Source organism: Capnocytophaga sp. oral taxon 323 (assembly GCF_001278825.1).
Taxonomy (GTDB): Bacteria; Bacteroidota; Bacteroidia; order Flavobacteriales; family Flavobacteriaceae; genus Capnocytophaga; species Capnocytophaga ochracea.
Map to the genome: position 1 here is coordinate 51,366 of NZ_CP012589.1, position 21,047 is coordinate 72,412.

Annotated in this window: 17 protein-coding genes, 1 other RNA gene and 1 pseudogene; 2 read left to right on the forward strand and 17 right to left on the reverse strand. The window is 41.0% G+C overall.

The features are described from left to right. Positions 1-65: 65 nt before the first annotated feature. The 11 genes and pseudogenes from dld to AM608_RS00265 all read right to left on the reverse strand — a co-directional run bounded on the left by dld (position 66) and on the right by AM608_RS00265 (position 12,779). Complete coding sequence (gene dld / locus AM608_RS00215) at positions 66-1,757, reverse strand: D-lactate dehydrogenase (protein WP_053580358.1); 1,692 nt, start codon at positions 1,755-1,757, stop codon at positions 66-68. Then, positions 1,757-2,377 (reverse strand): DUF5683 domain-containing protein, encoded by a 621-nt coding sequence (locus AM608_RS00220; RefSeq protein WP_009411757.1) that lies wholly within the window; start codon positions 2,375-2,377, stop codon positions 1,757-1,759. The genes dld and AM608_RS00220 overlap by 1 nt, the downstream gene beginning before the upstream one ends. Then, positions 2,370-3,302, reverse strand: coding sequence for a ParB/RepB/Spo0J family partition protein (locus AM608_RS00225; RefSeq protein ID WP_053580359.1), 933 nt, complete (start codon positions 3,300-3,302; stop codon positions 2,370-2,372). Before AM608_RS00225 ends, AM608_RS00220 begins: the two co-directional genes overlap by 8 nt. Then, positions 3,302-4,072 carry a ParA family protein gene (locus tag AM608_RS00230; RefSeq protein WP_053580360.1) on the reverse strand — a complete coding sequence of 257 codons (771 nt, stop codon included), beginning with the start codon at positions 4,070-4,072 and terminating at the stop codon, positions 3,302-3,304. Before AM608_RS00230 ends, AM608_RS00225 begins: the two co-directional genes overlap by 1 nt. A gap of 11 nt (positions 4,073-4,083) precedes the next feature. Next, positions 4,084-4,236: a hypothetical protein gene (locus AM608_RS12200; protein ID WP_053580361.1), complete on the reverse strand. Its 153-nt coding sequence runs from the start codon at positions 4,234-4,236 to the stop codon at positions 4,084-4,086. A gap of 47 nt (positions 4,237-4,283) precedes the next feature. Then, positions 4,284-5,962: pseudogene (locus AM608_RS00240) on the reverse strand (putative transporter). 183 nt (positions 5,963-6,145) lie between these two features. Beyond that, positions 6,146-7,771, reverse strand: a complete 1,626-nt coding sequence (gene pruA, locus AM608_RS00245; RefSeq protein ID WP_053580362.1) for an L-glutamate gamma-semialdehyde dehydrogenase — start codon at positions 7,769-7,771, stop codon at positions 6,146-6,148. A gap of 491 nt (positions 7,772-8,262) precedes the next feature. Then, on the reverse strand, positions 8,263-9,201 hold the full coding sequence (locus AM608_RS00250; protein ID WP_053580363.1) for a hypothetical protein: 939 nt from the start codon (positions 9,199-9,201) through the stop codon (positions 8,263-8,265). A 101-nt stretch (positions 9,202-9,302) separates the two neighbouring features. After that, complete coding sequence (locus AM608_RS00255; protein ID WP_053580364.1) at positions 9,303-10,043, reverse strand: hypothetical protein; 741 nt, start codon at positions 10,041-10,043, stop codon at positions 9,303-9,305. A gap of 11 nt (positions 10,044-10,054) precedes the next feature. Beyond that, positions 10,055-12,397 (reverse strand): TonB-dependent receptor plug domain-containing protein, encoded by a 2,343-nt coding sequence (locus tag AM608_RS00260; protein WP_053580365.1) that lies wholly within the window; start codon positions 12,395-12,397, stop codon positions 10,055-10,057. Between the two features lie 100 nt (positions 12,398-12,497). Then, entirely contained in the window at positions 12,498-12,779 is a 282-nt protein-coding gene (locus AM608_RS00265) for a hypothetical protein (protein ID WP_053581809.1), read from the reverse strand. Between the two features lie 550 nt (positions 12,780-13,329). On the opposite strand from AM608_RS00265, the gene AM608_RS00270 reads away from it, so the two are divergent. Continuing rightward, positions 13,330-14,115 (forward strand): HAD family hydrolase, encoded by a 786-nt coding sequence (locus AM608_RS00270; protein ID WP_053580366.1) that lies wholly within the window; start codon positions 13,330-13,332, stop codon positions 14,113-14,115. Between the two features lie 202 nt (positions 14,116-14,317). After that, positions 14,318-16,561, forward strand: a complete 2,244-nt coding sequence (locus tag AM608_RS00275) for a nitric-oxide reductase large subunit (protein ID WP_053580367.1) — start codon at positions 14,318-14,320, stop codon at positions 16,559-16,561. A 73-nt stretch (positions 16,562-16,634) separates the two neighbouring features. On the opposite strand, the gene rnpB is transcribed toward AM608_RS00275, so the two are convergent. From rnpB to AM608_RS00300, 6 genes are all read right to left on the reverse strand, one after another. After that, an RNA gene (gene rnpB, locus AM608_RS11260) (RNase P RNA component class A) lies at positions 16,635-16,940 on the reverse strand. Positions 16,941-16,951: 11 nt separating this feature from the next. After that, entirely contained in the window at positions 16,952-17,794 is an 843-nt protein-coding gene (locus AM608_RS00280) for a transketolase (protein ID WP_053580368.1), read from the reverse strand. An 82-nt stretch (positions 17,795-17,876) separates the two neighbouring features. Further along, positions 17,877-18,617, reverse strand: coding sequence for an SDR family oxidoreductase (locus tag AM608_RS00285; protein ID WP_053580369.1), 741 nt, complete (start codon positions 18,615-18,617; stop codon positions 17,877-17,879). Beyond that, a complete protein-coding gene (locus tag AM608_RS00290) occupies positions 18,614-19,666 on the reverse strand; it encodes a patatin-like phospholipase family protein (protein WP_253273485.1) in 1,053 nt (350 codons plus the stop codon). The genes AM608_RS00285 and AM608_RS00290 overlap by 4 nt, the downstream gene beginning before the upstream one ends. Next, the gene (locus tag AM608_RS00295) at positions 19,642-20,430 is read right to left on the reverse strand and encodes a phosphatidate cytidylyltransferase (RefSeq protein ID WP_053580371.1); all 789 of its coding nucleotides are present in this window, start codon (positions 20,428-20,430) and stop codon (positions 19,642-19,644) included. The genes AM608_RS00290 and AM608_RS00295 overlap by 25 nt, the downstream gene beginning before the upstream one ends. After that, positions 20,417-21,022 carry a CDP-alcohol phosphatidyltransferase family protein gene (locus AM608_RS00300; protein WP_053580372.1) on the reverse strand — a complete coding sequence of 202 codons (606 nt, stop codon included), beginning with the start codon at positions 21,020-21,022 and terminating at the stop codon, positions 20,417-20,419. The genes AM608_RS00295 and AM608_RS00300 overlap by 14 nt, the downstream gene beginning before the upstream one ends. Positions 21,023-21,047: the final 25 nt, after the last annotated feature.

Here is a 21,047-nt window from a genome sequence, read left to right on the forward strand (position 1 = left end):
AAGAGAGGCTACCTCAAAACTTTTTGAGGTAGCCTCTCTAAATAAATATGTAATACTATGAGTTTCTATTTCCAATCTTTTTTCTTAGAGGTCTTACCAATACCTGGGTTAAAGCTATTGGTAGGGTCAAGAGAGTTGTAAAAGTTCTTAAGGTCGTCGTTAGCGTGATATAAATGTCCTACATTGTGTTCTGCAGGATATTGTGCGCCACGAGTGTCTAATATTTTGAGCATCTCTTCTTCTATTTCCTCACAGTTGTAACCTTTCTTAATCACGTAATCTTGATGGAATACGTGGCACATAAAGTGTCCATAGTACAATTTGTAAAGTATCTTAGCGTCGAGTTCAGGAGGAAGCTTTTCAAACCAATCTTCATCATTGCGACGCAAAGCGATGTCTAAAGCGACGATATCTTCTACCTCGTCCTCGTGTACTGAACGATAGCGAATAGCTGCTGAAGCCACTGCAAAGCGCAAGAGCATTGCTGCTTGTGCAAGTTTGGCATCACACTCTATATAAGCTCCTTTAGTACTATCGGCAAATTCTTTTTGCAAATAAGCCCTAGCTTCGTCAACTCCTTTGCCTCCCATTTTTAAAATGAGATGGTGCTCGTATTGGTTGCGGTAGTCCCACAATATTTTGGGGAGGTGTTGAGGCATTAGTTTAGAGGTGAATTGTAAGAATTTTTCACTGAAATGGTTGGGCATAAAAGGTAGTTTTTTAGCTACGCGGTCGCCCCACGCTTTGAGAGAAAAGAGCTTGGGTAAGTATTCAGTACCTACATTTTTGATATACCAAAAAGTATCTTTACCGTATTTAGCAGCGATATCAAAGGCGGTACGGTGAATATACTCGCCAGAAATAGGAATTTCTTCGAAAGTACCGAGCATATCACGGCGCAATTTGGTAAGTACCGCTGTGTTGTTAGTACCTATATAGAATACAGCTGTTTTTTTCTCGGCAGGGAAAGTATCCACGCGTACGGCAAAAACTCCTAAACGACCTGCACTACCTGAGGCTTCGTATAAGCGAGTTGGGTCGGCATTGAAGCGAGCAGGCGTATTGGCATTAATCTCACGTACGTGGTTACAATAGTCGTGATCGTGTCCTTTCTTATCAGAAGTGTGAATATCCTTTGCTTGGTATCTACCCTCTTGCAGATTGGTAAGTATTTCCTTAGGAGTACTTCCTAAATCAATACCTAAGTGATTAATAAGTTCTAATTTACCGTTGGCATTGCGTTGGGCATAGAGAGCCATTTCAGTATAAGCAGGACCACGTTGTACTAAAGAACCGCCAGAATTGTTGCACACGCCTCCAATAACTGAAGCCCCAATGCAAGAGGAGCCTATTACTGAATGAGGTTCGCGATTATGGGGTTTTAACTCTTGTTCCAAGTGGTTGAGTGTTGCTCCTGTAAGACATATAGCTTGTTTGGCATCAAGTATAAGCTGAATATTGTCATTACGCATCGTGTTGATGATTACTACATCGCGGTCGTAATCGTTACCAAAAGGATTAGACCCTCCCGTGATACCTGTATTGGCAGCTTGTGAAATTACAATTACATCAGCTGCTACACAAGCTTCGAGTACTTGCCATTGTTCCCACAAAGTAGCGGGACGCACCACGGCAATTGCATTTCCGGTACCAAAACGATACCCAGTGCGGTAACGTTCAGTTTTTGAAGGGTCGGTAATAACGTACTTTGCACCAACAATGTGGCGCAAGGTTTCTAATAGATTTTGTGTGGTCATTATTTCTTGGATTTATAGTTGAGTGTCAAGCCAAATTGGGGCTGTGTGAGGAAATCGTGTTGAATGAAAGGCTCTACTGTGAGGCGTTCATCTACATTGAATTGTTTGAGATGTGCATCGACATTCGCCTCAATGATGTTTAGGGCATATAAGCCTATCCCTATAAGAATAGAAAGCTCTTTATTACGACGATAGAACTGTATGCCTCGTCTTAATCCATCGGTACTGAGACGCGGTTGTCCACTGGGGGTAGTGCCATAAAATTCATCATCGGTAAATCCTTGTTGACGACGTTTGTAGGCAGTGAGGTAACGATCGTATTCCTTAGAGTTTTGTATGTAGAAGTATATTGGGGTACCGATAGCAATATACACCAAAGGTACTTTCCAATAGCTCTTGTTGTATATCTGACCTAAACCTGGGATAACAGCTGAATAGAAGGCAGCTTTAGCAGGCGAAAGAGGGTCGGTATTCCAAGGGACTTTTTTCATATTGTCTTGCATAACAGCTATCTGCACAGAGTCAGAGGGTGTTTTTACCACTTCCTCTGTATCGTCTTGTGCATACGAAATACCCACTCCCATAAGTAGGGCTATTATCAAAACAATCTTTCTACTCATCCTTTTTGTGTAATAAACTTTGAATACGTTTGAAATCTTCCTCTGAACTAAAAGGAATGGTAAGGCTACCTTTGCCGTTCTTGCTCATCTTTACAGTAACTTTAGTACCAAAAAAATGATTAAAACTACTCATATTTTCTTTGATATAAGTAGGTACTTCAGTTTTACTATTGCTTTTAGGGATTTGAATACTTACCACATTAGAAGTTTCGGAGTTTTGCAAGCGGCGCACTAACTCTTCGGTATCACGCACTGATAGGTTATCGGAAATGATACGCTGGTATACTTCTGCTTGTTGTTCAGGGTTTTCTATGGCGATTATTGCACGACCGTGCCCCATAGAAATGAATCCGTCGCGTATGCCTGTTTGAATGATAGGAGCGAGTTTGAGCAAACGCAAATAGTTTGTAATGGTAGAACGTTTCTTGCCCACACGTTTGCTCATTTGGTCTTGAGTGAGATTCACCTGCTCGATGAGCTGTTGATAAGAAAGAGCAATCTCTATGGGGTCTAAATCTTGACGCTGAATATTCTCTACCAAAGCCATTGTGAGCGACTCGTTGTCATCAGCAATGCGAATATAGGCAGGAATGGTTTTCAGTCCAGCTAATTTAGAAGCTCTGAAACGGCGTTCGCCCGAAATGAGTTGATATTTGTTTTCTCCGTCGAGTTTGCGTACAGTGATAGGTTGCACTACCCCTAATTCCTCAATAGAGGAAGCGAGCCCTTGTAGCTCTTCTTCATTAAAAGAAGTACGAGGCTGAAAAGGGTTCGTTTCTATCAGGTCGAGTTCAAGTTCTATGATATTTCCTACAATCTTATCGGCATTTTTATCTTTGATAGAATTAATAGCCACTTCGGGGCTATTGCCAAAAATAGCTGAAATACCTCTCCCCAAGGCAGGTTTTTTAGCAGGTTTTGTCATTATACTGTTTTGTTTTTATCTATAATCTCTTGAGCTAAGTTGATGTGATTGGTAGCCCCTTTGCTGGTAGCATCGTAGTTGATGATAGTTTCACCAAAACTAGGTGCTTCACTAAGGCGTACATTACGCTGAATAATGGTTTTGAATACCATATCGCTGAAGTGTTTTTGTACCTCTTCTACCACTTGGTTAGACAAACGTAAGCGCGCATCGTACATAGTGAGTAATAAGCCTTCGATATCCAAATTGGGATTGAAGGTTTTTTGTACACTCTTGATAGTATTAAGAAGTTTACCCAACCCTTCCAAAGCGAAATACTCACACTGGATAGGTATAATCACCGAGTTAGCTGCTGTAAGAGCATTCAGGGTGATAAGTCCCAACGAGGGTGCACAGTCTATTAAAATGTAATCGTATTGGTCTTTGATAGACTCTAAGGCTTTTTTGAGCATATATTCTCGTTGTTCTTTGTCTACGAGCTCAATCTCAATAGCCACTAAGTTGATGTGAGCAGCGATAAGGTCGAGATTAGGAGAGCTGGTGTGAACAATCATATCTTTAGCCTCCATAGTGTGTTCCAAAAGCTCGTAAGTACCGTGCTCAATAGAATCTACATCAATACCTATGCCAGAAGTAGCATTTGCCTGCGGATCGGCATCGATGAGTAATACTTTTTTCTCCAATACGCCCAATGCGGCGGCTAAGTTCACGGAAGTAGTGGTTTTACCTACTCCTCCTTTTTGGTTTGCAATAGCTATTATTTTACCCATAGATTTATATTTTAAAAGTTAAACGGAAGCTCTTGTTTGGCTACTTCAGCCAAGGTAGCTTCATTTTTATCGGTAGCACTCTTAATGGTTTTGTTTAAGGCAACTATCCAAAAGTCCTTGATTTCTTGGAGTTTGCCCACCATATCCATCATATTTTCAAACATAATATTTTATTCTTTCAGAGGGCAAAAGTACAACTTTTTTTGAAACGTCACACAAAAAATACAATCAATAATTGTGCTACCATTATTCGCAAGAATGTAGTAAGCGGATATACACTTGCATAAGTGAGTGCGGGAATCTCGGAGTTCGACATATCATTAGCAAAAGCCAAAGCTGGCGGGTCGGTTGAAGCTCCAGAGAGTAATCCGCAGATACCCAAATAGTCTAATTTTGCTTTAAATCGTGCTACTAAAGAGGTGATAATAAGTGGTATAAGAGTGATGAGTGCTCCTAAACACATCCAGTACAAGCCTTGTCCGTGCAAGATAGTTTCTATAAAAGTAGCTCCTGCGTCTAAGCCTACACTGGCAAGGAAGAGCACAATACCTATCTCTCGTACCATCAGGTTGGCACTTTGCGATACGTAGTGAGTTACTGAGAATTTACCGCCATAACGGCTGATAAGAATGGCAACAATCAGAGGGCCTCCCGCTAACCCTAATTTTACAGGTACAGGTATGCCAGGGATAGCGAAAGGAATACTACCTAATAATACACCAAGAGTAATACCCATAAAGAGCTCAGCTATGTGAGGGGTTTGCATACGTCGTTTAGAATTACCGAACTCTTTGCTTACGAGTTGTATGTGCGATTCATCGCCTATTACAGTAATGGTATCACCAAACTGTAATTTGGTATCGGCAGCAGGCACAAACTCAATACCTGCACGATATACACGAGTGATGGTTACTCCAAAACGTTTGCGTACATCGAGCTCTGCAAGAGTTTTAGTGAAAATAGCACGTTGGGTAACGTTGATACGGCGTGAAGTATAGCGCATATCTTTTACATCAGGGAAATAATCCAAAATGGAAACGCTGTCACCTATTAGGGTCAAAAACTTCTCATTTTCTTTTTGGTTAGCTACTATCAGTACGATGTCGCCTTCTTCTATCAGTGTGTCGGCACTAGCTAATATAATCTCTCCTTTTCTACACATACGCGAGATGGTAAAGTCGAAATCAAGAGTTTGTTTGATAACGCTCAATTTTTTACCAAAGAGGGCAGGATTGCTTACTTTTATCGCGAATCGATTGATCACTACTTGATCTTTAGAGTGACGTACAGAATTTAAACGTTTTTCAACATCTAAATTCACTTTTAAGAAGGCTTTGAGCCCTAACATTACCAAGATAATTCCTAACACCCCAAAAGGATAAGCAACAGCATAGGCGGTAGAGAGGTTCGGCATTGTAGCTGGGTCGCCTTTAAATACATCTTCTAAAGTAGCTTGAGCAGCTCCTAACCCTGGGGTATTGGTTACGGCACCTGACATTATACCTACCAAGGTACCCATATCGGTTTGGGTGATGTAGTGGATAGCAATTACAGTAAGTACACAACTCACAATAGAGAGTACTGCCAAGAGATTGAATTTAATGCCTTCTTTTTGGAAGGAGGCAAAAAGCCAGGGCCTACTTGTAGTCCGATGGTGTATACGAACAGAATCAATCCGAACTCTTTTACAAAATGTTGAATATGGGGGTTTACAGTGAATCCTAATTCGGCCATAGCGATACCTGCGAAAAGTACCCAAGCAATACCAAAAGAGATGCCAAATATTTTAATTTTTCCTAAAGCAACTCCTACTGCGATGACCACGCTATACACTATCACAGTGTAAGCCACACTCTCGTGGTTAGTCATCAAGTTCCAAAGCCATTCCATTTAATGTCTAATGATTAATGTTTAGTGTTTTATGATTAATTAAGCCCCCGAACCCCCGAAGAGGGACAATCCACAAATACAAGTGTTTGTAAGGGAACTGTTTTTATATAGATTTAAGAGAAACTTTGCCAAAGGTGCGAGCTACACGGGCAGAGAACTTTGGCAAAGTTAAAATTTTATTTATTATCCTAAGAATGGATAACGATAGTCTACTGGTGGTACAAAAGTTTCTTTGATAAGGCGTGGCGATACCCAGCGCAATAGGTTTTGGGCAGACCCAGCTTTGTCGTTAGTACCTGAGGCGCGTGCACCACCGAAAGGTTGTTGCCCTACTACGGCTCCCGTAGGTTTATCGTTGATATAGAAATTACCCGCTGCGTTTTCGAGTACTTTTACTGCTTCGTCTAACGCATAACGACAAGTACCAAATACAGCTCCTGTGAGTGCATAAACTGAAGTTTCATCAACGAGTTTTAAGGTTTCTTCCCATTTAGAGTCATCATATACATACACAGTTACTATAGGTCCGAAAAGTTCGGTTTCCATAGTGGTGTAATGTGGATTGGTGGTTACAATCACGGTAGGTTCTATAAAGTATCCTTTGCTTTTATCATATCCACCACCTACAAAAATCTCGGCATCTTTGTCTTTTTTAGCTTGGTCTATATATTTAGCTAATTTATCGAAAGAATGTTCGTGAATTACCGCAGTGATGAAGTTCTCAAAGTTTTCAGGAGAACCCATTTTGAAAGAGAGTACATCTTTTTTTACCAATTTCAGCGTTTCGTCTGCCTTCGATTTAGGTAAGTACACGCGAGAAGCAGCACTACATTTTTGTCCTTGATATTCAAAAGCTCCACGAGTAATAGCCGTAGCTACTTGTTTGGGGCAAGCACTTGGGTGGGCGATGATAAAGTCTTTACCACCTGTTTCACCTACAATTTTAGGATAAGAGCGATAGAGATGAATATTGTTACCTATCTTTTTCCAAATATCTTGAAATACTTCGGTAGAGCCTGTAAAATGAATACCTGCGAAATGAGGGCTTGCTAAAACAGTATCGGTAATCATAGCTGCATCGCCGTGCAATACGTTGATAACACCATCGGGTAAACCTGCTTTTCTGAGGACTTCTACTATCATTTCAGCGGAAAATATTTGTGAAGTACTTGGCTTCCAAATGACTACATTTCCCATAAGGGCAGCACTGGTAGGGAGGTTGCCTGAGATAGCGGTGAAGTTAAAAGGCGTTACAGCATATACAAAACCTTCCAACGGACGGTATTCTACACGATTCCATACGCCTTCGGAAGAGTTAGGCTGGTCGTTATAAATATTAGCCATAAATTGCACATTGAAGCGCAAGAAGTCTATTAGCTCGCAAGCAGAATCTATTTCGGCTTGGTGTACGGTTTTAGACTGCGCTATCATAGTAGCAGCGTTCATTTTAGCACGATAAGGACCTGCAATGAGGTCGGCCGCTTTTAAAAAGATAGCAGCGCGTTCTTCCCACGCAAGGTTAGCCCAATGAGTACGCGCCTTTAGCGCTGCTTCGATGGCTTGTTGCACGTGTTCTTTGCTCGCTTTGTGGTAAACACCCAATGAGTGCTTATGGTCGTGAGGGGAATGCATTTCACCTGTCTGACCTGTACGTACGGCTTCACCTCCAATATAGAGAGGGGCATCTACTTTAGTATTCCACAATTCTTTATAGGCTTGTAGTACAGCCTCACGCTCAGTACTTCCTGGCGCATAACTTTTTACGGGTTCGTTGGTAGCTTTAGGAACCTTAAAAAATCCTTTTCCCATAGTATAGTTGTTTTTAGTTGTTGATACAATTCGAAAATTTCGGCTAAATTACAACAATTATTTGAATGTGCAAATTTTGATGAGATAATTTCTCAATTCAGGTGAAAGATAAAAGGTAGAGAGTAAAGAGTATGTTATAACTTCGTACAATTGTTTTAACTCGTTTGATAACTTTTTATGCTGTGAGCAAGTTGAGATATTTTAGTGAAAAGTAAAGAGAGAAAAATGTTTTGAGGAGGAAAATGTATCTGAATATCAATGTTTATTTGAAGGAAGAGCGAAGCTAAGACGAACAAAAGACGAACAAAAGACGAACAAAAGACGAACAATGAACGGTGCAAAACACGCGAACAGATATAGAATGAACGGAGGGTAATAGGAGTAAAACGAGTATAAACTAGTTTTATTAGCTTTACTTATTGTTTAAAAAAAGAGACTGTTCCTTAAAAAAGAACAGTCTCTTTTATTATTGCTAAGTGATATGCACAAAATTATAAAAAGGTACCACTGCTTTCAGGAGAAAGATCAGAAGCTATAATGTCGTCTTGATCTTTTTTTATTTCGGCTTTACTAACGCCAAACTCGCGCATTGCATCTTCTACCGTCTTGTCTTCTCGCAAAAGGTCTGTGTAGATATGTATAGGTATTTTTACATCTAACACTTTATTAGCAGGCACAGTATTATAGGCTAGATTTGCGGGCTTGGTGGCAAAAACACCTAATACGATTTGTAAATCGAAGTTTATATAGGTTCTTTTTACTTCAAAAAAGCCTTTCAAGCCTATCTGCTCTTTACGAAGTACTCCTTTAGGGGCATTAGGGTTTTTATCAAAACCACCGCCTTTGATGTACAACTCTTCAGGATTAGTATCACGATATTTGTAGTCGAGTGCTTCAGCTTGGGTAGGCACAGTTGTATTGCTGGCTACTGCTGAAAAATTATTTGCGATAAAGAAGAATTGGTAGTGATTAGGAGCATCACCGGTGCTCAGTTGTGCATTTACACGCTTGCCGTCTTTGTCGTAAAAAATCAATTCTATACCGTATAAGCTCACGCCTGCATTGTGCTGATGATTGTGGAGAGCATCTTCGTCCTCATCTTCATCGTGGTGATCATCAGCCACTACATCAGTTCCTTCCCAGCGGATAGCAGTAGGGTTATCGGTAGCAGGTGTAGGCACTCCATTTATGTTATTAAAATAGAAACGTTGTACTGTTTTGAGGTATTTCACAGGGTAATCGGGGTTTCCGTGAAAATAGCCGTGAGAATGCCCTTTGGTAAAGCGCACTTCGAGTTTGCTCCACGCAAATTCAGTAGGGTCTGTAATAATAGGGTTTTCTGGGTCTTTGTCCTTACTGCAAGAATTTAGGGTTATTGTTACAAATAGTAAAAATAAACTGATTTTTAAGATATAATATATTCTTTTCATCGTTTTTTAATATTAAAAGTTATTGTTTTGTAAATAATGTATTAGCGAGGTATCACCTTTGCCAAAGTTTAAAATTTTGGCAAAGTTCATAATACACACAGCTAACGAATAATCTGTATAGGTACTGTCATATCGGAGTCTGAGGTGAAGGCATTAGAATACTCCACTACGTTGTATGGACGCTCTTCTTGAGTTTTAGGGTTGAGCTTATTAGCAATAAGAAAGTGTGCTAACTTGATGCGCAACTTGTAATCACCTGCGGTAGCCTCGTCTTTAATGTGAAAGACGCCTTTTAGTCCAATAGGGTCGCGTTGCTCAGGGTTGGTTTTATCCCAAGTGCGCAAGCGTAATTTCACCCCTTGTGTGCCGTAAGTACCATTTTCGGGGTCGGTATCCTGATATACATAGCTTAGGGCTTTGTTCATAGCCGTTACCATAGCGGTTCTTCCCGCTTCATCTTTAGGATACTCTCCTTGAAATAACTGAAAGAAGTGCTGATGAATAGGAGCCATTTTGGCACTTACAAACTCGTGGTTCATACGAGCTCCATTGTTGTAATAGACAATCTCGAAACGATATTCGTGTCCCACTTGCCATTTTATAGGCTCGGTGATGTCATATACTATTCCTTTAGCTGACTTGTTGGCGGTGCGCTCTTGCACCTCGTTAGTCCCTAAATTGGTAATGATAAACTGTACTTTGTCGGGCATATCGTGCCCTCTGTCTTTGGTTTCATCGTTTGGAGGAGTGGGTTTAGTGTCGTCTTTACTACAACTGCCCATTGTAAAACATACTAATGCTATTAGACTAATAGCTTTTAAATAATAAGATATCTTTTTCATTTTAATAGTGTTTAAAAATTGTAATTTATTCTTAAATATACGTTCCTACCCAAATCGTGGGCATAATACCTAAAACGATTAGTGTATTCCTTATATTCGGTGTTAAAAAGGTTTTCGGCGGATAACCTTATGTCCAGGGTTTGGCGTTTGCCGATATCCAAAGTACCTCCTATGCTCGCCTCGAAAAGGTGATAGGCATCAGGTGTAGTAGGTACTAACTCTTGTGAGGGCTCAAAGCGTGTTTGCTTGGCTACAAAAGTATGTCCTATGCTAGCACTCATACGGCTCAATAAACTGTTGCGATGCGTTTTGTTATATTCTAGCGACTGACTCAAACGAGGGGCAGGGATAAACGGAAAGTAACGCCCTGTTTTCACTTCGTTAGCCCATACTACTGAGGCTTTCAAATGGTAGTCTAAACTTGTAGGATTGCCTACTTGTGCTACTCTGTTTTTGTTTAGCAAACGAAGAGTAGCATCGAGGTCAGCACCTCTAAAAAACGCATTGGCTTGGGTGTACTGAAAGATAGGATACACGCCTGAAAAGAGGGTTTGCACTTCGCCGGTAGGATAATCGTAAATGTAATTCTTAATATATTGGATATAAAGGTCGAGATTTACATTCCAACGTTTATTCTCATTGTTTAGCAAAAGTGAGGTAACCCACTTCACTCCTGTTTCTGATTCGAGCTTATCGTCACCTAAATCATAAGTGCCTGCGCCGTGATGAAGTCCGCTACTGTACAGTTCGTTCACCTGAGGAGCACGCCACGCTATGCCTATGTTAGATTTCAGTTGTGAAACTCGCCAGAGAGGCATTGTTCCTCCTAAGGTATAGGTGAAATTATGGAAGTTGTGTTCGCCTCCGTAACGCTGTGAGTACATATCATAACCATCGGCATTGAGGTACTTATAGTCGTAACGCACACCTGCTTCTAATAACCAAGCATCTCGCTGAAAACGTTGTATTGCAAAAGCACCATAACTAAGAGAGGCATAGTTAGGGATTACAGGTACTACCCCCGTACCGGGTTGGTTGTAGTTGTCCTGCTTGTTGAAACTACCCCCTATGGTACTCTTCCATTTGCTGTAAGCGTTTTCCCAATACACATCGAGTGCGTGGGTAGTGAGCTCCATATTTAAGGCTGGGATGCGGGTTCTGTCCATTCGGCGAACACTGAACTCCTGACGAATATCTTTCTGAAAAGCGTATTGTGCGGTGAGTTTTCCTCCGAAGGGCAAGAAATAGAACGCTTTACCTTTTAACAGGTGGTGCACTACTTTTTGCTTGGGTGCATTGATGCTATACGAAAACGGATAGGTGGTAAGCGGTCTTCCAATTTCGAACCGAGCGAGCAAATCGTCTAAATTCCCAATATGCGAACCGTAGAACACACTGCTTTCGTTCTCATACCTACTGTAAAATATTTCGGCAGTACCTTTTTCCTTCTGAACGCCTGTTGCTACTGAGAAATTGGCTTCACGAGCAGCAGTGTTATTCAGTAGGTAATTAGCTGTACTGATGTCGCCTGAACGCTTCAAAGTTCCTTGTACACGCCACGCCCAAGAAGGTAACTCGGGGACTGAACTTTCGACTTTTAACGTAGTACTTAATTTGCGTCCGTTAGAGCCAAACGAAGAAGCTAAGTTGGCGTGCAGACCGTCGCTATAAGGGAGTTTTTTTTGTTCTATGAGAATCACTCCACCTAAGGCATCAGAGCCATAACGCACCGATTCAGCACCTTTTACCACCGTTATTTGGTCGGCTACCAAAGGGTCGATTTCGGGAGCGTGGTCGGCACCCCATTGTTGTCCTTCTTGGCGCACTTCGTTGTTGAGTATCAAGATACGATTGCTGTGCAAGCCGTGAATTACCGGTTTGGCAATAGTTGCGCCTGTTTGTATCATCGATACCCCCGATATAGAGGTGAGCACTTTGGCTAAATCGTCGCCTTGTTTCTCTATCAAGCTATTTCTTTTGAGCGAAATGGATATGATAGAAGGGGTTAAGCCTCTCACATACTGCTGAGTTGTATGCCCTGATACGGTAGTCCCTTCGAGTACGCTCACTGCTTCTTTCATTATAATCACAAGAGGTTGTGAGTGTGGAATGATGACAGTACTTTCGTAATCGTGATAGCCTAAATAGGTTACTTTGATAGGGTAAGAGCCCTTGCTGAGTTTTTTTATCGTTACCTTCCCATCGGCATCGCTTATAAAGTGCTTTCCAACGAAATGCACTACCGCATTGCCTAAGGGTAGTTTTTGAGTGTCTTCTATTTGCAGTTGCAACGTTTCTTGCGCATATAGGGAGAATGCACAACTGAATAGCAGAAGACTGAATATCTTTTGCATAAAATCAATTTGGAAATTTTGGGAATTTGAAAATTAGCAAGCTGGATAAGAAGAGGAATGACTCCTCATTTGCTAATTTACTCATTTAGTCATCAGCTAATTACATCGGAGGACCTCTTGAAAAGATAGTAAAGGCGTTTTGAGGAAAGCCTTTTTCGATAAAGAAGAATACTGCTGTTGCACTTTGCTCTAAGAATTGAAAGATAAAAAATGAAGGAGCAAAGAATTGATGCAGTTGTACAAAAATACAATCGTGATGAGTGTCTACCGCTGAAAGGTGAGCGTTGTGATGACACTTATCGCCGGTAGCTATAGCGCATAACTCTTCCTGAGTGTGGTGATTATGAAAGAATTCACCCACCGGAAAAGATACTTTCAGCATACAAAACAGTAGCAGAAAGGCGAAGATGCGCGTGTGTAACGATTGTCTTTTCATAGTTTTCAAGATGCAAAATTACAAAATAATTATGAATTACAAAAAAAAATGTCAATAATGCCAGGAAATGAGAGAATGAGGAAATGAGGAAATGAGAGAATGAGGATTGTCAGTTTATTCAACTTTGCCAAAGGTGCGAGCCGCACAGGCAAAAACTTTGGCAAAGTGTATACCGCAAAATGACGTATAGGAGTTTTCGGAAGATATCGGAGAGATTCGGAAGAGAGGAGGGAGGGTTTTTGATGAAAAAAGGCTATTAGGAGGGTGGGGGTAGCTTATAGAGAGCTTATAGGAAGCTTATACGAATCTTGGACGATTGGTATAGAAAGGGTATATAAGTGGTTGAAAGTGAGTAGTTAAAAGATGAGAAAAAGAGGTAGTTTTGAGGGAAATAAAGCGAAGTGAAACGGAAGTGAGGAGATGGTTGAGATATATGAAAACCATATTTGAACGATATATGTGAATAATTTTGTATATTTGCCGAAAATTAGAATGTATGATAAAACTTATTGTAACGGATATTGATGGTACTTTGGTGAATAATCAGAAGGAGGTACCTGAGAGTTTTTGGGAAGTTTTTAAGGAGATACGAGCCCGTGGAATTAGTTTTTGCGTGGCGAGTGGACGACAAATACAGAGTTTGCACGAGCTTTTTGCACCTATTAAAGACGAGATAGCTTTTGCTCCTGATAACGGAGCTTCGCTAATATACAAAGGGGAGACGCTTTTTGAAAACCCATTGAACCCTAATGGTATTCGCCCCATATTGGAAACTTGTGAACAGATTGGGCAGATAGGGGTAGCGCTTTGTGGAAGAGAGAATGCCTACATTAAGACGGATAGTGTTACTATTTTTGATGAAATAGCCAGACATTATCCCGCTCATACAAAGGTGATGAACTTTTCGGAAGTGAATGATGACATCTTTAAAATAACTATTTGTGATGAAGGAATTTCAAGGATCAATAGCTATCCTCTTTTGAAAAAGTATGAGAATGATTTTAATGTGGTGGTCTCAGGAGAGATATGGCTTGATATTACCCGAAGTGATGTGAATAAAGGGGTGGCGGTAAGACGTCTGCAAGAGAAATTAGGTGTCTTGCCATCGGAAACAGTAGTTTTTGGCGACCATATGAACGATGTGGAAATGATACAAACTGCTGAGATGAGTTACGCGATGAAGAATGCCCAAGAGGCTTTGAAAGCTATTGCTAATTACGTGACTGAATACGATAATAACGAGGCGGGGGTAGTGAAAACTATACAGCATTTGATAAAATAAAAGAAGAATAGCAGAAAAGAAGGAGTACAAAACTCATAAAAAAATAAGAAAGGTTACCTGTTGATTTTCAATAGATAAACTTCTTTTTTGCAAGAAAACTTTAAAATTGAAGGTAAAAAAATAATACAAAAAATATATAAGATACGATTATCTTTTATATATTTGCACCCAGAAATTACAAAAACACTAATATATTTTATTTATGACAGCTAAGAAATTATGGATTTGGCTTGGAGCAACAGTGGCTGCTTCATTCCTTGTGCTGATTCTCTTCGGTGTAGAAATATACCGTACAGCACCTCCTTTCCCCGAAAAGATTGTAACGACCAATGGGGAAGTGCTCTATGAAGGGCAAGACATTAAAGATGGTCAGAATGTTTGGCAATCGATGGGCGGTCAAACCGTAGGTAGTATCTGGGGACACGGTGCTTATATAGCACCCGACTGGAATGCTGATTATCTACACCGCGAATCGGTATTGCTATTAGAGCTTTTTGCTCAGAAAGACGGTAAGGTGTACAAAGACCTGCCTGAAGATGAGCAAGCGAAGTACCAAGTGCAGTTGCGCAAAGAGTTGCGTACGAACACCTTTAACCAAGAAACAGGTGTGATTACCTTCTCGCCAGAGCGTGCTCAGGTGGCTAAAGAGTTGGCTGCGTATTACACCAAACTCTTTATGGACGACCCTTCGCTAAGTGAAACGCGCACTCATTACGCGATTCCGAAGAATGCTATCAAAGACCCTGTGCGTATGCAACAGATGAATGCATTCTTTACGTGGACTTCTTGGGTATGTAGCACTAATCGCCCTAATAGCGATGTAACCTATACCAATAACTGGCCTTATGACCCTGTTATAGGTAATCACCCCTCGACTTCACTACAAATGTGGTCAGGATTTAGCGTACTGATGTTGCTTTTTGGGGTAGGACTCTTGGTGTATTATCACGCAAGCAACAAAGAGGAAGAAGAAAATGAACATCTTCCTGCGGAAGACCCAATGCGCGGTATGAAACCTACACCTTCAATGAAAGCTACCCTTAAATACATTTGGATAGTATCGTTACTTATCTTGGTACAGATGGTGGCAGGGGTGATTACAGCACACTATGGTGTAGAAGGGGGAGGTTTCTTTGGCATTCCGCTTGATATGATATTTCCACAGGCTATTTCGCGTAGTTGGCACGTACAGTTGGCTATTTTCTGGATAGCAACCTCTTGGCTAGCTACAGGGCTTTACATAGCTCCTGCGGTATCAGGACACGAGCCTAAATATCAAAAATTGGGGGTAAATATACTCTTTATCGCCCTACTGATAGTGGTGTTAGGTTCTTTGGCAGGACAATGGTTTGGCGTGATGCAAAAATTGGGCTTAGTAGAAAACTTCTACTTTGGACATCAAGGTTATGAATATCTAGAATTGGGTCGTTTTTGGCAAATACTATTGCTTGTAGGCTTATTCTTGTGGTTGTTCTTGATGGTAAGAGCTTTATTGCCTGCTTTACGAAAGAAAGACGAAAACCGCCATTTGTTATTGCTTTTTGTGTTAGCCTCTATTGCTATTGCAGCTTTCTATGGAGCAGGCTTGATGTACGGTCGCCAAACACATATGGCTATTGCTGAATATTGGCGTTGGTGGGTAGTTCACCTTTGGGTAGAAGGCTTCTTTGAAGTATTTGCTACCGTAGTGGCTGCTTTCTTGTTCTCACGTATGGGCTTATTGCGCTTGAAAGTGGCGAGTGCTTCGGTATTGTTCTCTACCATTATATTCTTAGCAGGGGGTATATTGGGTACATTCCACCACTTGTATTTTAGTGCTACCCCTACGGGTGTATTAGCCTTAGGAGCTACTTTTAGTGCTTTGGAGATTGTGCCTTTGGTACTCATAGGATATGAGGCTTATCACAACTACAAGATTTCTAAATCTACTGAGTGGATAAAAGCCTACAAATGGCCTATCTATTGCTTTATTGCGATGTGTTTCTGGAACTTCCTTGGGGCAGGTATCTTTGGTTTTGCCATTAACCCGCCTATTGCCTTATACTATATTCAAGGATTAAACACTACGGCAGTTCACGGACACGCAGCCCTCTTTGGGGTATATGGTATCCTTGGTATTGGACTTATTTTGTTTGTGCTTCGCGGTTTGTATCCTGATCGTCACTGGAATAACAAGATTCTTGGTTGGGCATTCTGGTTGATAAATATAGGGTTGCTTGTGATGTTAGTAGGAAGCTTACTTCCTATAGGTATTATGCAAGCAGTAGAAGCAATACAAAACGGCTATTGGTCAGCGCGTTCTGAGGAGTTTATGCACACCGATTTGATGCAAACCATACGTTGGTTACGCATTCCAGGTGATATACTCTTAGCAATAGGTGAATTGCTATTGGTATACTTCATCATTGGACTTAAAACCGGTTGGTCATTAAGAGACAAGCGATAATTTACAAAATAAACTTGAAAAAGCCAAAGAGCTGTCCTCAAAAGAGGACAGCTCTTTGGCTTTTTTGGGTATAAAAAAGAGCAAATCATAAGCCGGATTCTGTACCTACTCTTACTGAGCAGGTGCTTATCATTTATCTCGGTTAATGATTGCTCATTAGCTCTAACCGCCTACCCTCCAACATCGGGCGAGCAACCCTCAAACGCTGGTTTACGCGACGTTGCACCTCATAGAGTTTACCTGATTTCACTATGGCATTACCCATACATTCTTTCTGTTGCACTTGTCCTCGCCTCACGGCGGACGGGTGTTACCCGCTATGATGCTCTGTGGTGTCCAGACTTTCCTCTACTTTCGTAGCGATAAGCTGATTTGCTCTTTTAATCTTTATTAGTAGTCTCCTAAAGTTTCAGGATTCTGTGCTAAGCCTTTGGCTAATTGCTCGTCGTTAGGAGCTTTACCGTGCCAAGCGTGAGTGCCCATCATAAAGTCTACCCCATTACCCATTTCGGTATGGAGTAAGATACACACAGGTTTGCCTTTGCCGGTTAAAACTTTTGCATCTGCCAATCCTTTCAAGATAGAGGCGATATCGTTACCCTTTTCAATATCGATTACTTGCCAACCAAAGGCTTCCCATTTGGCGCGAAGGTTGCCCAAAGGCATTACTTTATCGGTAGGTCCATCAATCTGTTTGTGGTTGTAATCTACAGTAGCGATGAGGTTGTCCACTCCTTTACCCCCTGCGTACATTGCCGCTTCCCATATTTGTCCTTCTTGCAGTTCACCATCGCCGTGGAGGGTATATACCAAGTGGTTATCGCCGTTGAGTTTTTTAGCCAAAGCCACCCCAATTGCTACTGAAAGCCCTTGTCCCAATGAACCCGAAGCCACGCGTACACCTTCTAACCCTTCGTGAGGGGTAGGGTGACCTTGTAAGCGAGAATTGAGCAAGCGAAAAGTGTTCAGTTCACTTACTGGAAAGAACCCACGTCGTGCTAATACACTGTAAAACACTGGCGATATATGTCCGTTAGAGAGGAAGAACAAGTCCTCGTTTTTACCTTCCATAGAGAAAGGTAGTTTGATGTCCATTACCTCGTTGTAGAGGCATACAAGGAATTCAGCGCAACCCAAAGAGCCCCCTGGGTGACCTGAATTTACATTGTGAACCATTCTGAGGATATCTCTACGCACCTGCGTAGTAAGGTCGGTAAGTTGCTGGATATTCATTGTATTTCTTCTGTTTTACGTTTTTAATACCGCAAAGGTACAATTTTTAAAGACAAAAGCAACAACGGAAGGATAATAAATTTTATTTCTTCATATAATGAGCTTTCTTATACATTATCTTTGAAAGTAGGAAAGAGGGCATATATGAGAGGAAGCGCATTAACCATTTCATTTGTTTTGGGAATAAAAGCAATGCTTTCTTTTCAGTAATAGCTTGTGCGATTTCCCTCACAGCTTGGGCTTCGGTTACAAGAAAAGGTTTCTTAGAGAGGTCGTTGTGGTTGAGGTCGCGTAGTTTTTGGGTATCTACATAGCCTGGAGCAATGGTGGTAATTGTGATTCCATACCGACGCAAAGCACGGCGATAAGCATCGGCTATTTGTATCATACTACGCTTGGTCTTGGTGTATAGGCTTGACTCGGGGTAGTCTAAAATACCTGAAATAGAAGCAAGTAAAACTATTTGTCCGCCTGTGTGGCACATTGCTTTTCGCCCAACTTCTAAGCAGTTCACAGCTCCCATAATATTGGTTTGAAGCATTGCCACAGCCTCTTCATAGCTAATCTCATCTGCTACATCTTCAGCATAACTACCTGCACAATTGATGAGCAACGACAAAGTCCTCTCACCTACGAATTGCTGTATAACGTTTTGTAATTGCACTATATTGGTTACATCGGCTTGGTACTTCTCAAAACGCGATTCATCAGCGAGCTTTTGCAAATCTCTTCCACATACGCCTACGCGATTGCCTTGTAGGTGATAATAGCTCGCCAATGCTAACCCTATGCCTGAGGTGCCTCCTATAATAAATACATTCATTGTTTAAAAGCGTTTATTGTAGTTTGATAACCGTAGTCCCATTGTTTTTCTATTTGTTCACGATAGTGAGCGTAGCTTTTTGGAAAGTGAATATCTACCGCACATCGCTTCCAGTTGATATACTTCTCTGAGTAAAATCCTTTTAAGACAATAGTAGCATCGCGGGTATCGATGAGGTGAGCGGGATATTCTGCTACTTCGGCTAAACGCTCGTTGCCACTAAAACCTAAAACTGCACGCACTAACGCTTCTTCAGTAGAACTATAAGGCTGTTTTTCCTCTCTTATCACTTCTTGCGAAAGAGTATTTGCTAATTCTATAGGTAGTAAATCTATTGCGCCTCCTGCAAATACATCATCTGCTATATTCACCGGAGCTACGTAGAACATATCAGAAACTGAAATGCGGGCAGCAGTGAGCATTGTTATCTCTGTTTTAAGGATAATATCTTTAGCAACTGCCGATTGTAAATAGTTATCAGAAGAGATTTGAATGGCTTGCAGATTTATATGTCTTGCAGTTTGTGTATCGGTAAAGAGTACTTTTTGGTAAAGCTTACGAGCCCCTCTCCGTTTGCCACATTCATCAGGAGTGAATAACATTTTAGAACCGACAATAATAGTAGGTAGGGCAGAGGAGAAGCGCACTTTGGCGAGACTCGGTAATAGGTTAGAAAGGTCTTGTGCCATTGTTACTAAATAGCGATGATACACATCTTCAATATAAGGAGCGTGCCTCTTGTCGTATTGTTTCTTAAGAGCTAAAAAGCCTATACGGTATAATTGACTATAAGGGGTGAGAGAAAGACTCTTGATGAAGTTATAAAATTCTTCGGATTGCAGGTAGGCTTTGCGAGCAGTATGTGTAGGAAAAGCATTGATGATTAAAGTTGCAAAAGCACCTCCACAAGAGGCTATCAGTAGCGAAGGAGTTTTGCCTAAATCATCTAAAGCATTATACATACCGCCATAAAGGGCAAAACGTGTGCCTCCTCCTGAGAAGACTAAGGAGCGATGGAATGTTTTCACTGTACCCATAGAAAGAACCATATACTGTTAAACAAAAGGCTATCCATACGGTCTAAAAGTCCGCCGTGACCAGGAATAAGGTTGCCAGTATCCTTTACGCCTGCTTTGCGTTTGAGAAAGGAAATACATACATCACCCCAAAAGCCGAAAAAGCTAATAATTACTCCTAAGAGCAACCACGTGTGAAGGGACGCTTGCAAACCGAGCACATACGCCAAACACACGCTTACTAAAGGTGTGAGTAAAATTCCTCCTACGCAACCTGCTATAGTTTTATTTGAACTTACCTCGGGCAGTATCTTTTGCTTGCCAAAGCATTTACCTGATAAGTATTGAAACACGTCATTCAGTTCGGTGGAAACAACCAAAAAGATAAGCCATAGCAAGCCGTTAAGTACTGAAAACAAAAAAAACAAATGTGGATAAGCAAATAGAACGATACCCAAAGAAAGGGCTATATAAGGTGCTTTGTTTTTGGCTACAAAGAAAGTTCCTAAAACTGAAATAATGAGCAGAACTATAGCCCCTAATAAATAAATTTGATAATGAGGAAAACAGAAAAGCAAAACGCCTTGTAGTATGGCAATAACAATAGGTAAGTAACAGGTATTGAAAGAAAAGAGCCGTCCTAACTCTTTTAAACATTGAAAACTCACCCAACATATAAAAATACGCATCGTAAGTTTATTATATACAGCTCCTGCGAAAACAGCAATAATGAATACCCAACTCCTAATGCGAAGAGGTACATCGGCAAACTTACTATGGCTATTAGTGTTGGGCATAAAGTCCTTTTTTGAGACGAATAAAGGTGCTGAGGGACAGTAAAGCAATTATAATCCCGAAGACAATCGCTGAGTAGGAAGTGATAGAAACGCCCCAAAAAGCTAAAAGCCCGTAAATGCCTATCAGTAACGCACGGTCGCTTTTACCCATAGGTCCTTCATAGCGTCTTTCACCACCTAACACTTTACCCATTACGCCGGCAAATTCATTGAGAACGCTGAGCACAATAAAAATAACTACTAAATAAAGGCTTTCGGGGTGATATTTCAGCAAAGGGAAGAAGATGAACACATCAGAAATCACATCACCCAATTCGTTGAGGATTTCACCTAAAGAAGTGGTTTGCTGGAACTCTCGAGCCATCATTCCGTCGAGTGCATTGAGAATCATACGCAAGAGTAAGCCTATAGGTAAGGCTAAGAAGAAGTAACGACATTCAGAGGCTTGCCAAAAGAGCACTCCAATTATTAAAGAAAACAAAATAGCAACTATCGTTATTTGGTTTGCAGTTACTTTCTTACGATGCAAGAACAGCAAGATAGGGTGTAGCAACTGCTGAAATTTAGGTTTTAGTTTGTAAACGGAAATCATATACTGAGCTATATAAACATTGATG